Genomic DNA, 12,542 nt, shown 5'->3' on the forward strand with positions numbered 1-12,542 from the left:
TTCGTCGCCTGACTTTTCATGTCGCAAGCGGACGGCGAAGTACACGCCGCGCCCGCGAAAGCGCCGTCCGACGCCGCCGCCGGGCGTGTTTCAAACCGGCGTGCGCGTGAATCGGAGCACGTTTCCATCGTCCGAATTGCCCACGTTTAACGGTCTTTATCCATCGATCGTGCCTCGACGGGTTTCGCAATAATGATCTCAATGGGAAGCGGTATGTTGCCGGTCCGTTAGTCCGTTTACCTCATCGGGGGTCCAGCTTGAACATTCGTAAATTTGTCGGTGCTACCAGTCGTGATGCGCTGCGTCTCGTGCGCGAAGCGTTGGGCGCGGACGCGGTCGTACTGTCCAATCGCACGATGGACGACGGCAGCGTCGAGATCGTCGCGCTGGCCGACAGCGACCTCGCCGCCCTCTCGCCGAAAGTCCCGCGCGCAGGCGCCGGCGCACCGCAGGCTGGATCGATGAATGCGATGGCTGGACGGCCCGCGCTGGCCGCACCGCGCGCCATGCCGGCGGCAGCGCCGATGCAGGCCAACCCGTATGCGAGCGGCATGCCCGATGTGTTCTCGTCGGTGTTCGGCGCGAGCCCGGAAGCCGGCGCGGAGAATCTCGGCAACGGCGTTGGCAACCACGTCTCATACTCCGAGCACATTGACGACGACGCGAGCGACGCACCGACCGCCGCCATGAAACCGGCCGCGAACGCGCCCAAAGCGCTGCCCGCCGCCCCGATCAAGGCAGCCGCGGAAGTGCCGTCGAAACCGGTCAGTCCCGAGCAACCGAGCGCCCGCGCCGCGGCCTCGCGCCTCAACGAAGACATCCGCGCGGATCTGCTCAAAGCGGCCGGCGTGCCGGCTGCGTTCACCGCACCGGGCGCCGACGTGCAAACGCCGCGCACGATGGCCGAATCGAATCCTTGGCTGATCGACCACGCTCGCCGCATCGCCGCCGAACAGCAGCAGGAAGGCGCATACAGCGCGCGTCCCGCCGCGATGACGCCCGCTGCCGCGATGGCCAAGGGCCTCGGTGCCGCCGTCGAACCGGCCAAGGCCGCGGCGCCCCAAGGCGGCGACACGCCCGGCTGGGCGCGCGAAGGCGCGCAAGCCGCCGCACGCCGCGCCGCGCAGAAAAACGCACCGGCGTCGTCCTCGAACGACGACGCCCGCACGCCCGCTTCGGTCGCCGAAGCGATCAAGGCGCGTATGGAGCAAGTGGTCAACGACACCGTGATGAGCGAACTGTCGTCGATGCGCGGAATGATGGAAGAGCATTTCGCCGGCCTGCTGTGGGGTGAGCGCCAACGCCGCAACCCGGTGCGCGCCTCGCTCACCAAGCATCTGTTCGCGGCCGGTTTCTCCGCGCAGCTCGTGCAGATGATGGTCGACAACCTGCCGGCCGACGTCGAGAACATGGAAGGCGGCATGGACTGGGTCCGCTCGGTGCTCGATTCGAACCTGCCGGTGATGGAAGACGAAGACGCGCTGATGGAGCGCGGCGGCGTATTCGCGCTGATGGGCCCGACGGGCGTCGGCAAGACGACGACCACCGCCAAGCTCGCCGCGCGTTGCGTGATGCGCTTCGGCGCCAGCAAGGTCGCCTTGCTCACGACCGACAGCTACCGGATCGGCGGCCACGAACAACTGCGCATCTTCGGCAAGATTCTCGGCGTCTCGGTGCATGCGGTAAAGGACGGCGCCGACCTGCAACTCGCGCTCTCCGAATTGCGCAACAAGCACATCGTGCTGATCGACACGATCGGCATGAGCCAGCGCGACCGCCTCGTCTCCGATCAGATCGCGATGCTGTGCCACGCCGGTCAGCCGGTGCAGCGCCTGCTGCTGCTCAATGCGACCAGCCATGGCGACACGCTCAACGAAGTCGTGCAGGCCTATCAGCGCGCGCCGGATCAACAGCCGCTCGCCGGCTGCATTCTGACCAAGCTCGACGAAGCCACCAATCTCGGCGGCGTGCTCGATACGGTGATCCGTTACAAGCTGCCGGTGCACTACGTGTCGACCGGTCAGAAGGTGCCGGAGAACCTGTACGTCGCGACGAAGAAATTCCTGATCAAGAGCACCTTCTGCATACCGCGCGATAACTCGCCATTCGTGCCGCACGACGACGACATTCCGGCGTTGCTGTCCGCACTGTCCGCACGTTCCACGGCCGAATTGCACGAGGTCCGCTTTGGATAAAGTCATCTCCGATCAGGCAGAAGGACTGCGGCGGATGTTGGCCCGCAGCGGCTCGCGTGTGATTGCGGTGACGAGCGGCTCGGCCGGCGTCGGCTCGACGACGACGGTGGTGAACCTCGCCGCCGCGCTGGCGCAGCAGGGCAAGGACGTGCTCGTGATCGACGAATGCCTCGGCGAGAAGTCGGTGAGCACGATGCTCGGCGGCGTGCGCGGCGCGGGCAATTTCGCCGCCGTGATGCGCGGCGAGATGACGCTCGACGACGCCGCTGCAAGGCACGCACTCGGCTTCTCAGTACTGGCCGCCTCGCGTCCGAACCGGGAAGGTCATACGGCCGCGGAGTTCGGCGTGGTGTTGCGCGGTTCCGCCGACGTCGTGCTGATCGACGCGGAACTCGATGCGCAAGGTCATCTCTCGGCGCTTGCGAGGCAAGCGCACGACGTGATGATCGTCACGCGCATGGCCGCGCACGCGATCACCGACGCGTACGCATGCATGAAGCGCCTGCACTACGCGCACGCCATCGCGCAGTTCCGCGTGCTGGTGAACCACGTGCAGAGCGTGAACGACGCGCATACCGCGTTTGCAAACCTGGCCGGCGTGGCCGGGCGCTACCTGACGGTAGCGCTGGAAGACGCCGGTTGTATTGCCGCCGATGCGCGGATGGCGCGAGCCCTGGAGTTGTCGCGTTGTGTCGTCGATGCGTTTCCGTCGACACCGGCTGCGCGCGACTTCCGGCACCTCGCCGCCGAATTGCAGTACTGGCCGATGCGGCCAGCGATGTCGTCGCAAACGCCGTGGATGGCGCCTGCGGCAGTTACAGCGGCGCAACACGCCGACCAACCGTCTGCGCAGCACGCCTGAGTGGCGGCACAAGGACAAGGGGAGCACGATGTATAACGCTCAGGGAAAGATTTCCCAAGCCGAAGTTCTGACGAAGTACGCACCGCTGGTGCGTCGCCTCGGCTTGCAGCTCGTCGCCAAGATGCCGGCGAGCGTCGATCTCGACGATCTGATCCAGGCCGGCATGATCGGACTGCTGGACGCGGCAGGCCGCTACAAGGAAGACCAGGGCGCGCAGTTCGAGACTTACGCGAGCCAGCGGATTCGCGGCGCGATGCTCGACGAATTGCGCAGCAACGACTGGTTGCCGCGCAGCTTGCGGCGCACCTCGCGTGAAGTGGAAACGGCGGTGCACAAGGTGGAGCAGAATCTGGGCCGCTCGGCGAGCGAAACGGAAATTGCCGAGCACCTGCAAATGCCGCTCGACGAGTATCAGTCGATGCTGCAGGATCTGCACGGCAGCCAGCTGATCTATTACGAAGACTTCGACCGTTCGGCAGACGACGAACCGTTCCTCGACCGCTACTGCGTCGATCACTCGGACCCGCTGTCGGCGCTGCTCGACGACAGCCTGCGCTCGGCGCTGGTGGAGGCGATCGACCGCCTGCCGGACCGCGAGAAGCTGCTGATGTCGCTGTACTACGAACGCGGCATGAACCTGCGCGAAATCGGCGCGGTGATGGAAGTCAGCGAATCGCGAGTCTGCCAGTTGCACAGCCAGGCCGTGGCCCGTTTGCGTACGCGCTTGCGCGAGATGGCTTGGGCGAACGCTGAGGCGACCTGAAGTTCGGGTATTCGGTGACGTAAATGAGCGGTGAGCGGCGTGTCTCGCCTCCGCTTGACCTCATGCCTCGGCCATTTCATGTTCCGCGGCCAGTGCCAGAAAGGCCGAGCGCGACATGCCGCGCGCCTGGGCATAAGTGTCGATCTCCTGGACCAGCGCTTCGGGCAGCGAGATATTGATCCGTACCGCCTTCTTCAAGGCGGGAATATTCCGGGTGGCGACAAGTCCCCACGTGAAATCCGCATAGTCGGGATTGCGGCGGTGCTCTTGCAGCGTGCGCCGCGCGGGAATCGGCAAGCCCTCGTCGAGCAGCACTTCCAGATGCGCCTCGATAGCCTCCTTGGCGTTCGCGTAGGCTTCTTCCAGCGTGTCGCCTGCCGCAAAACAGCCCGGGATGTCGGGCACGACGACGCCGAACGCGTGATCCGCGCTGCCCGGTTCAATCGCGATAGGGAAAGTCAGGTTTTTCATTTCAGGCCCGCCTGTTTCAGGATGCTGTTCAATGTGCCGGGCGGAAGATCTTTCTTCGGATGCGGGATGGTCACGAGACCGGCTCTTGCAGCGTGACGAAAATGATGGTGGCTGCCCGATGTGCGGACCAGCTGCCAACCCGCCGCCTGAATGAGTTTCACGACCTCGGCACTTTTCATACTGCACTCCTCGAATCATACACACCATTACACAACCTCGCTAGTGGTTAGCACTCCGTTGATGCACGTCCAGATAGCCTTGAAAAAGCGCGGGACGGCGGACCAACTCAGTAAGGGGGAAGTCGTGATTTTCAACGCGGCTGGTGATTTCGCGCCACCTGGCCGGATGGCTAACGTGTGCGGGAAGGAGTGGGGCGCGCTCGAAGCGGGGTGCCTGAAAAGCAAAAAGGGCTCGTCAAAAGACGAGCCCTTTTCAATCCATCTGTTTCAGCCAGACCCGCGCGTCAGGCCGTGCCGATCCAGCGAAAATTTTTACACGGCGGGACGCGCCGGAATCCGGCCATCCGGACCATAGAAGCCGGCCTTCTGGGGCGCGGCTACCTGAAGCGCCGTCAGCGCCCTCTGGTTGTAGTCCATCCGCACGCGGATCAGTTCGCCGTTGCTGGTATTGCAGCGTCGCGCGCGTTCAGCGGCTTTCTGCAGCAACGACCACTGCTCGGCCACGCGCGTGTCGGTGCTGGCCGCGAGTTCCATGCCGGGCCAGCCGGCGGGAAAGCCCATCTCGGCGAGCAGCCCATCACGGGTGGCTTCGAGCTTGGCGAGCGCGCCGATCAGTTCGGTTTTCTTCTCGACGATCGGCGGCAGCAATTCCAGCGGCGACAAGGCAGTGAGCGCCTTGGTCTCGAGCGTCAGAATCGAGGCAAATGCCTCGACGGCCGAATATTCTTCGATGAGGGTGGCAAGCAGGGCGTCTTTCATCTCAACAACTCGCTGAACACGACGGCTCGCGCATAATCCGCGAGCCGGGTTTGTCGAACGCCGCCCGGCACTTCACCGTACTTCGATGCGTCGATCAGTTGCCGGTCGACGAGGTTTTGCTTTGCAACAGTTCGCGCGCGGTGTTCAGCACGCCGTCGGCGATCTTGCCGGAATCGATCTTCAGCGAGCCGTCCTTGATGGCCTGCTTGATCGACTCGACGTGCGCCGTGTCGATATCGGCCGAGCCGGACGCCGCGAGACTGCGCAGATGCTGCGACAAACCCGACAGGCTGACGCTGGCGTCGCCCGAACCGCTGGTGGTGGTCTGCGAGGCCGTGCCCGCATTCTGCGCGTTGCTGTTCGCGGTCGTCGCGTCGCCTGCTTGCGAGCGGGACAGGGCGTCTTTCAACGTCGGCAGATTCGAATTGTTTGTGGAATCGACTTTCACGATTGGCTTCCTGAACGATTTGATCCTTATAACGGCTACCGCTGATCAAAACTTTAGCGCAATCGATCAAGGCGTTACCTTTCCTTACATCTCCACACGGCCCGTTGGCCGGTCTCATTTCGGCGCTGGCCGCACTGCTCGCGGCGGCCAGAACGGGCGCGGCGCGGGAGTTCGTCATGGCGTGCGCGCCGTAGCGGTTCACAGCTGAATCTCCACGGTCGAGCCATCTTTCACGATGCCGGAAATGATCTGGCCGTTGGCCGTCTTGACCCGCACCTGCTGGCCCGGCGACGCATTGTTCATCGCGCTGCCTTCCGCCGAAATCGCGAAACCTTCGCCGGCTGCCACGACTCGCACCGTCTGTCCGATCGATACCGCCGACGCGCTTTTCAGCATGTCGCGGCGCAGCGGCATGCCGCCCGCGACGCGCGTAAGCGTGACCGAGCCGACCGCCTGCGACGGGTCCGTGACGATGGCTTGCGGCAAGCCGGTGAGATCGCCGTCACGCGCGACGAGGTCGGCGGCGGTGAGCACTTCGCCGGGCGCCATGGCGCGGGCGGCCAGATAGTAGGTGGCGTGCAGCGAGATGCGCGCCTGCAGATAAATGGTCCACGGACGCTCGCCCGCACAGCGCACGCCGACGGTCATGCGGCCCCACAGGCGCGCGCCGCTAGGCATGAACGGTTCGAGCATCGTGCAGTCTGCGAGACCGCGCGGAAACGCCGGCGCCACGGTGATGTCGACTTTGCCGGGCAAGCCGGCGGACTGCTGCTGCAGGAATGCGAGCGCGGCGCTGCGGATCGCTTCCGGATCCTGCTGGCCGGGCAGCGGCGCGGCTGGCGCGAGTGTCGCGGGGCGCAGATTCTGTTGCGCGACGGCCGGTGCGACTTGCCGCGCGGCCGGCGTGCGGGCGATGGTGGCCGGCGCGGTCGGAGGCGCCGCCGTTGCAACCGGCGCCACGGCGGCGCGGGTCGCGAGCGGCTTGCCATTCGCGCCCAACTGCGGCGGCTCGCCGCGCGACGACAAACTATCGAAACCTGCCGCCGCGGATGCCCCAGCGGCTGCATTGAGCGGCGCATTGGCGGCAACCGGCTGAACGCCTGCCGCTTGCCGAGCGCCGTTGGCCTGCGGCGCGGGCGTCACCACGACCGGAACCACCTGACGCGAACCCGGCACGACATTGACCCGTGCGACGCCGTCCATGGCGGCGGCATTGGCGCTGCCCGGCGCGGGAATCGTCACGACGCCGTTGGCGTCAGGCCTGAAGCTGGTGCGGATCATTTGCGGCGCGGCGGGCGGTTCGCCCGCGCCCGCAATGACGATCGAGCCGCTTGCGTTGGCGGCGCGCGTGAATGAATCGGCGTCGCGAGCCGTGGAATTCGGCGTCAGCGATTGCGCGGTGGCAGCGGCCAGTGTGGCGGCGGAGCCGGCGCGTTTCACGGGCGCGGCTTGCATGTGCTCGGCCAGATCGGCGAGCGCGGCAGGGTTCTTTTCTCCCGGACCGGGAATCACGATCGGGCCGCCGGCTTCCTGGGCCTGCGTAGTAGTGGGCAGCAGCACGATGCCGCCGGCGACCCACACCGCCAGATTCACGACGAGGCGGGTCAGGAGACGTGAGGCCGGACGCGCAACACGCCGTGCGACGCCGGCACCCGCACCCACGCGATGCGCCGCCGCGCAATTCGCGCGGTGCGTCGGATCGAAAGCGGGCTGGTCCATCGTGTTTCTCCATCGAATGCATCGGTACGCCTTGCATTCTAGTGAGCGCCCCCTTTGCGCAAACGTTGAATAGAAGCCCCCTTTCCCGGTTATTCGTCCGATTGCCGCTTGCGTTCGGCCCATAAGATGCACCTCATGCAAAAAGGTCTTCCCGCCTGGTGCAGTCCTCACGCGAGGCATGCATGGGAAGCCTCGGGAACGTTCTCCGGAGATTCTTATGCTGGACAAACTCGATGCCGAATTCGCCTTTGGCCGTCAAGCGCTCGATGTGCGCGCCTACCGGCAGGAGCTGTTGTCGTCGAATATCGCCAACGCCGATACCCCTGGGTACAAGGCGCGCGACGTCGACTTCGCCTCGTCGCTCGCCGGTGCGCTGAAGAAGGGTGGCAGCGCCACTGGCGCCGCTGCGTCGAACAACGCGACGCTGGCAATGACGCAACCCGCGGGTGTGACGAGCGGCATGTCGATGGTGTCGACCGCGCCGGGCCACATGCCCGGCAAGTCGACATTGACGCCGACCGGCGGCCCGTCCGACGACTACGGCAATCTGCAATACCGCGTGCCGACCCAACCCGCGCTCGACGGCAACACGGTCGACATCGATACCGAGCGCGTGCAGTTCGCGGACAACACGCTGCATTTCGAATCGGGCATGACGGTGTTGTCCAGCCAGATCAAAACGATGCTGTCGGCGATCCAGTCGGGCTCGTAAGAAGCCACGCCGACAGACTCAGCAGTACGCAAGAACAATCGCTACGGGATTAACTTGGAAGCCGGCTCTACCGGCAGGAGAGGTCAGGAAACATGCCATCCCTGATGAACATTTTTGGTGTTGCAGGCTCCGCGATGTCCGCGCAGTCGCAACGGCTCAACGTGACGGCGTCGAATCTCGCCAACGCGGACAGCACGACCGGCCCGGACGGCCAGCCGTATAAGGCCAAGCAGGTCGTGTTCGCGGTCAGCCCGCTCGGCGGCGCGCGCACGGCGTCCGGCCAGCAGGTCGGCGGCGTGCAGGTCACCGGCGTGGTCGACGACCCGACGCCGATGAAGACCGCCTACGACCCCGGCAATCCGGCCGCGAATTCGGACGGCTACGTCACGTTGCCGAACGTCGATCCGGTGCAGGAGATGGTCAACATGATCTCGGCCTCGCGCTCGTACCAGGCCAACGTCGAGACCCTGAACACCGCCAAGACACTGATGCTGAAAACGCTCACGATCGGAACCTGAGGAGAGCTCCTTGACCACCAACACCACCATCGGCGGCAGCGGCACGACTGTGTCGCAAACGCTGCTCGATACGATGAACGGCACGAACAGTGCCTCGAGTTCCTCGAGTTCGACGGGTAGCACGTCCGGCACCTCGGCGACCGATCTGCAGAACACCTTCCTGTCGCTGCTCGTCGCGCAGCTGAAGAACCAGGATCCGACCAACCCGATGGACAGCTCGCAGATGACGTCGCAGCTGGCGCAGATCAACACGGTCTCGGGTATCAGCCAGTTGAACACGACGCTCAGCTCGCTCGCCACGCAGATGTCGGCGGGCCAGCAGTCGCAGGCCGCACTGCTGATCGGCTCAACCGTGCTCGCGCCCGGCAGCTCGGTGGCGGTCGCGAGCGGCAAGGCCGGCGCGTTCGGCGTGCAACTCGCCAACTCGGTGAACGACCTGCAGGTGGTCGTGAAGAACTCGGCGGGCCAGATCGTCAACACGATCGACCTCGGCAAGCAGTCGGCCGGCACGATTCCGGTGGGCTGGACACCGACCGACACGGCGGGCAATGCGCTGCCGGACGGCAACTACACGATCAGCGCGGTCGGCACGATCAACGGTCAGCAGGCCACGGCCACCACGCTCACGGGCGCCACGGTGCAAAGCGTCGTCATGCAGAACAACGGTACGCCGGGCCTCGTGCTCTCGAACGGCTCGACGGTCGGCCTGACCAGCGTCGCCGCCATCCTCTGATTCAGATTCTGTCAGTTACGACTTTCCAGATACGGAGACCGTCATGGGTTACCAACAAGGTTTGAGTGGTTTGTCGGCATCGTCGAGCGATCTCGACGTGATCGGCAACAACATCGCCAACGCGAATACGGTTGGCTTCAAGAGCGGCGCCGCGCAATTCGCCGACATGTACGCCAATTCCGTGGCGACGGCGGTGGGCAACCAGGTCGGCATCGGCACCAAGCTCGCCGAAGTGCAGCAGCAGTTCTCGCAAGGCACGATTACGAGCACCAACCAGGCGCTCGACGTCGCGATCAACGGCAACGGCTTCTTCCAGCTGTCGAATAACGGTTCGCTGGTGTACTCGCGCAACGGTGTGTTCCAGCTCGACAAGAACGGCTTCATCACCAACGCGCAAGGCCTGCAACTGATGGGTTACGCCGCGAACAGCTCGGGCATCATCAACACCGCGCAGACCGTGCCGCTCACCGTGCCGACCGCGAACATCGCGCCGCAGGCGACCACCAAGATCACCGCCGGTCTGAACCTGAACGCGCAAGACCCGCTGATGCTCGGCACGCCGACCGTGACGCCGACGCTCGCGGGCGGCAGCACGCTCACGACGCCGGGCGCGACCATCACGAACACCGCCTCGGGCACGAACAACGACAGCTACACCGTCAACTTCACGAGCCCGACGACCTACACGGTCACCGACACCACGCTCGGCACGACGTCCGCCGCCGCGACGTATACGGCGGGCACGGCGGTCGCGCTCGGCAATGGCCAGACCATCACGTTCAACGGCACACCGGCTACCGGCGACAGCGTCGCGATCGCGCCGACCCCGGTGGCGTTCAACCAGAACAGCTCGTCGACGTACAACTACTCGACCAGCACGACGGTCTATGACTCGCTCGGCGGCTCGCAGACGGTCAACATGTACTTCGCCAAGACGTCGGCCGGTACGTGGAACGTGTACGCGGGCACCTCGACCGGCACGGCGAGCCTGGTCGGCCACGCGAACTTCAACTCGTCGGGCACGCTGCTCGGCACGACGGACGCGGCCGGCGTCGCGACCACCACGCCGTTCGCCTACAACTTCTCGATCCCGACCACCGACGGTTCATCGACGCCGCAGAAGCTGACGCTGAACATCGCGGGCACGACGCAGTACGGCGGCAAGGACGGCGTGAATTCGTTGCAGCCCGACGGCTACGCCGCCGGCACGCTGACGAGCTTCACGATCGGCGCCGACGGCACGCTGACCGGCAACTATTCGAACCAGCAAACCGCCGCGCTCGGCCAGATCGTGCTGGCGAACTTCTCGAATCAGAACGGCCTGGTGAACCTCGGCAACAACGAGTTCCAGCAGACCTCGCAATCGGGCGTCGCGCAGATTTCGGCGCCGGGCTCGACCAACCACGGCGTGCTGCAAGGCGGCGCGGTGGAAAACTCGAACGTCGATCTGACGAGCGAACTGGTGAACCTGATCACCGCGCAACGCAACTATCAAGCGAACGCGCAGACGATCAAGACCCAGCAGACCGTCGACCAGACCCTGATCAACCTGTAAGCGACCGGGACTAACCCATCATGGATCGGCTGATCTATACCGCGATGTCGGGCAGTACGCAGGCGCTCGAACAGCAGGCAATCGTCGCGAACAACCTGGCCAACGCATCGACCACCGGTTTTCGCGCGCAACTGGCGACTTTCCGCGCCGTGCCGATGTCGTTCGGCGACGGCAGTTCGATCAACGACAACACCACGCGCACCTTCGTGCTGTCGTCGACGCCGGGCGCGGACTACACGCCCGGGCCGATCCAGCAGACGGGCAACCCGCTCGACGTGGCGATTCAGGGTCCGGGCTGGCTGGCGGTGCAAACCGCCGACGGCGGCGAGGCTTATACGCGCGCCGGCAACCTGCATGTCGATGAAAACGGCCAGCTGGTGAACGCCACCAATCAGGTGGTGCTCGGCAACGGCGGCCCGGTGTCGGTGCCGCCGGGCGCGGAAATCACCATCGGCAAGGACGGCACGGTGTCCGCGCTGACGCCGGGCGATCCGCCGACAGCGGTGGTGACGGTCGATCAGCTGAAGCTGGTGAATCCGGATCCGCAAACCATGACGCGTGGCGACGACGGTCTGTTTCGCACCGCCGACGGCAATGCCGCCGACGCCGATCCGACCGTCACGCTGGCGCCGGCCTCACTCGAAGGCAGCAACGTGAATCCGGTCAGCGCGATGGTCTCGATGATCACCAACGCGCGCCAGTTCCAGATGCAGACGAAGTTGCTGGAAAGCGCCGACAAGAACGATCAGTCGGCCAACCAGTTGCTCAGCTTTAGCTAACGGGTCGCTTAGGCACCCAGGAGAAGAACCATGAATCGCTCACTCTACATCGCCGCGACCGGCATGAATGCGCAACAGGCGCAGATGGACGTGATCTCGAACAACCTCGCGAACGTCAGCACCAACGGCTTCAAGGGCTCGCGCGCGGTGTTCGAGGATCTGCTGTACCAAACCGTCCGCCAGCCGGGCGCGAACTCGACGCAGAACACCGAACTGCCGTCCGGCATCCAGCTCGGCACGGGCGTGCAGCAGGTCGCCACCGAGCGTCTGTACACGCAGGGCAACCTGCAACAGACCGGCAACTCGAAAGACGTCGCCATCAACGGCCAGGGCTTTTTCCAGGTGCAGATGCCCGACGGCACGACCGCCTATACCCGCGACGGCTCGTTTCAGACCAACGCGCAAGGTCAGCTGGTGACGTCGAGCGGCTACCAGGTGATCCCGGCGATCACGATCCCGAACAACGCGACTTCGCTCACCATCGGCAGCGACGGCGTGGTGTCGATTACCGTGGCCGGCTCGACCAACAGCCAGCAACTCGGCTCGATGCAGATCGCCACGTTCATCAACCCGGCCGGTCTCGACGCAAAGGGTGAAAACCTGTTCGCGGAAACCGCTTCGTCGGGCGCGCCGAACGTCGCGCAACCGGGCCTGAACGGCGCCGGCACGCTGAATCAGGGCTACGTGGAAGCATCGAACGTGAACGTGGTGCAGGAACTGGTGAACATGATCCAGACGCAACGCGCTTACGAAATCAACAGCAAGGCCGTGACCACGTCCGACCAGATGCTGCAGACCCTGAGCCAGATGCAGGTTTAAGGCTCAAGGGACTGGGAATCAAAAAGGCGG

At 64.9% G+C, this 12,542-nt stretch carries 14 protein-coding genes; 9 read left to right on the forward strand and 5 right to left on the reverse strand.

The genetic code is table 11. The annotated features are described in order from the left end of the window. Window positions 1-257 precede the first annotated feature (257 nt). The 3 genes from flhF to B0G73_RS30025 are packed head-to-tail and all read left to right on the forward strand — an operon-like array spanning window position 258 to window position 3,820. Window positions 258-2,195, forward strand: a complete 1,938-nt coding sequence (gene flhF / locus B0G73_RS30015; RefSeq protein ID WP_106284794.1) for a flagellar biosynthesis protein FlhF — start codon at window positions 258-260, stop codon at window positions 2,193-2,195. Continuing rightward, window positions 2,188-3,057: an AAA family ATPase gene (locus tag B0G73_RS30020; RefSeq protein ID WP_106284795.1), complete on the forward strand. Its 870-nt coding sequence runs from the start codon at window positions 2,188-2,190 to the stop codon at window positions 3,055-3,057. The genes flhF and B0G73_RS30020 overlap by 8 nt, the downstream gene beginning before the upstream one ends. Before the next feature lie 28 nt (window positions 3,058-3,085). Further along, a complete protein-coding gene (locus B0G73_RS30025) occupies window positions 3,086-3,820 on the forward strand; it encodes an RNA polymerase sigma factor FliA (RefSeq protein ID WP_012434714.1) in 735 nt (244 codons plus the stop codon). A 60-nt stretch (window positions 3,821-3,880) separates the two neighbouring features. Here B0G73_RS30025 and B0G73_RS30030 read toward each other — a convergent pair whose 3' ends face one another. The 5 genes from B0G73_RS30030 to flgA form a co-directional block, all read right to left on the reverse strand. Beyond that, complete coding sequence (locus B0G73_RS30030) at window positions 3,881-4,291, reverse strand: type II toxin-antitoxin system HicB family antitoxin (RefSeq protein ID WP_106284796.1); 411 nt, start codon at window positions 4,289-4,291, stop codon at window positions 3,881-3,883. After that, window positions 4,288-4,470, reverse strand: coding sequence for a type II toxin-antitoxin system HicA family toxin (locus tag B0G73_RS30035; protein ID WP_106284797.1), 183 nt, complete (start codon window positions 4,468-4,470; stop codon window positions 4,288-4,290). The genes B0G73_RS30030 and B0G73_RS30035 overlap by 4 nt, the downstream gene beginning before the upstream one ends. Window positions 4,471-4,782: 312 nt before the next feature. Then, complete coding sequence (locus B0G73_RS30040; protein WP_106284798.1) at window positions 4,783-5,229, reverse strand: flagella synthesis protein FlgN; 447 nt, start codon at window positions 5,227-5,229, stop codon at window positions 4,783-4,785. Window positions 5,230-5,323: 94 nt separating this feature from the next. After that, the gene (flgM, locus tag B0G73_RS30045) at window positions 5,324-5,677 is read right to left on the reverse strand and encodes a flagellar biosynthesis anti-sigma factor FlgM (RefSeq protein WP_106284799.1); all 354 of its coding nucleotides are present in this window, start codon (window positions 5,675-5,677) and stop codon (window positions 5,324-5,326) included. A 198-nt stretch (window positions 5,678-5,875) separates the two neighbouring features. Further along, window positions 5,876-7,396 (reverse strand): flagellar basal body P-ring formation chaperone FlgA, encoded by a 1,521-nt coding sequence (gene flgA / locus B0G73_RS30050; protein WP_106284800.1) that lies wholly within the window; start codon window positions 7,394-7,396, stop codon window positions 5,876-5,878. Window positions 7,397-7,613: 217 nt separating this feature from the next. On the opposite strand from flgA, the gene flgB reads away from it, so the two are divergent. The 6 genes from flgB to flgG all read left to right on the forward strand — a co-directional run bounded on the left by flgB (window position 7,614) and on the right by flgG (window position 12,512). Next, complete coding sequence (gene flgB / locus B0G73_RS30055; RefSeq protein ID WP_106284801.1) at window positions 7,614-8,108, forward strand: flagellar basal body rod protein FlgB; 495 nt, start codon at window positions 7,614-7,616, stop codon at window positions 8,106-8,108. 92 nt (window positions 8,109-8,200) lie between these two features. Continuing rightward, on the forward strand, window positions 8,201-8,626 hold the full coding sequence (gene flgC / locus B0G73_RS30060; RefSeq protein ID WP_012434707.1) for a flagellar basal body rod protein FlgC: 426 nt from the start codon (window positions 8,201-8,203) through the stop codon (window positions 8,624-8,626). 10 nt (window positions 8,627-8,636) lie between these two features. Beyond that, window positions 8,637-9,359, forward strand: coding sequence for a flagellar hook assembly protein FlgD (gene flgD, locus B0G73_RS30065; RefSeq protein ID WP_106284802.1), 723 nt, complete (start codon window positions 8,637-8,639; stop codon window positions 9,357-9,359). A 43-nt stretch (window positions 9,360-9,402) separates the two neighbouring features. Next, complete coding sequence (locus tag B0G73_RS30070; protein ID WP_106284803.1) at window positions 9,403-10,914, forward strand: flagellar hook protein FlgE; 1,512 nt, start codon at window positions 9,403-9,405, stop codon at window positions 10,912-10,914. Window positions 10,915-10,934: 20 nt separating this feature from the next. After that, on the forward strand, window positions 10,935-11,693 hold the full coding sequence (gene flgF / locus B0G73_RS30075) for a flagellar basal-body rod protein FlgF (protein ID WP_106284804.1): 759 nt from the start codon (window positions 10,935-10,937) through the stop codon (window positions 11,691-11,693). Window positions 11,694-11,723: 30 nt separating this feature from the next. Further along, the gene (flgG, locus tag B0G73_RS30080) at window positions 11,724-12,512 is read left to right on the forward strand and encodes a flagellar basal-body rod protein FlgG (RefSeq protein ID WP_012434703.1); all 789 of its coding nucleotides are present in this window, start codon (window positions 11,724-11,726) and stop codon (window positions 12,510-12,512) included. The last annotated feature ends 30 nt before the right edge of the window (window positions 12,513-12,542 follow it).

The organism is Paraburkholderia sp. BL25I1N1, assembly GCF_003002025.1.
GTDB lineage: Bacteria > Pseudomonadota > Gammaproteobacteria > Burkholderiales > Burkholderiaceae > Paraburkholderia.

Excerpts from the sequence above, each read along its gene's own strand:
- flgA (WP_106284800.1), bottom strand. The coding sequence starts at position 7,396 with ATGGACCAGCCCGCTTTCGATCCGACGCACCGCGCGAATTGCGCGGCG.
- B0G73_RS30030 (WP_106284796.1), bottom strand. The coding sequence starts at position 4,291 with ATGAAAAACCTGACTTTCCCTATCGCGATTGAACCGGGCAGCGCGGAT.
- B0G73_RS30040 (WP_106284798.1), bottom strand. The coding sequence starts at position 5,229 with ATGAAAGACGCCCTGCTTGCCACCCTCATCGAAGAATATTCGGCCGTC.
- flgC (WP_012434707.1), top strand. The coding sequence starts at position 8,201 with ATGCCATCCCTGATGAACATTTTTGGTGTTGCAGGCTCCGCGATGTCC.
- B0G73_RS30025 (WP_012434714.1), top strand. The coding sequence starts at position 3,086 with ATGTATAACGCTCAGGGAAAGATTTCCCAAGCCGAAGTTCTGACGAAG.
- B0G73_RS30070 (WP_106284803.1), top strand. The coding sequence starts at position 9,403 with ATGGGTTACCAACAAGGTTTGAGTGGTTTGTCGGCATCGTCGAGCGAT.
- B0G73_RS30035 (WP_106284797.1), bottom strand. The coding sequence starts at position 4,470 with ATGAAAAGTGCCGAGGTCGTGAAACTCATTCAGGCGGCGGGTTGGCAG.
- flgF (WP_106284804.1), top strand. The coding sequence starts at position 10,935 with ATGGATCGGCTGATCTATACCGCGATGTCGGGCAGTACGCAGGCGCTC.
- flgG (WP_012434703.1), top strand. The coding sequence starts at position 11,724 with ATGAATCGCTCACTCTACATCGCCGCGACCGGCATGAATGCGCAACAG.
- flgB (WP_106284801.1), top strand. The coding sequence starts at position 7,614 with ATGCTGGACAAACTCGATGCCGAATTCGCCTTTGGCCGTCAAGCGCTC.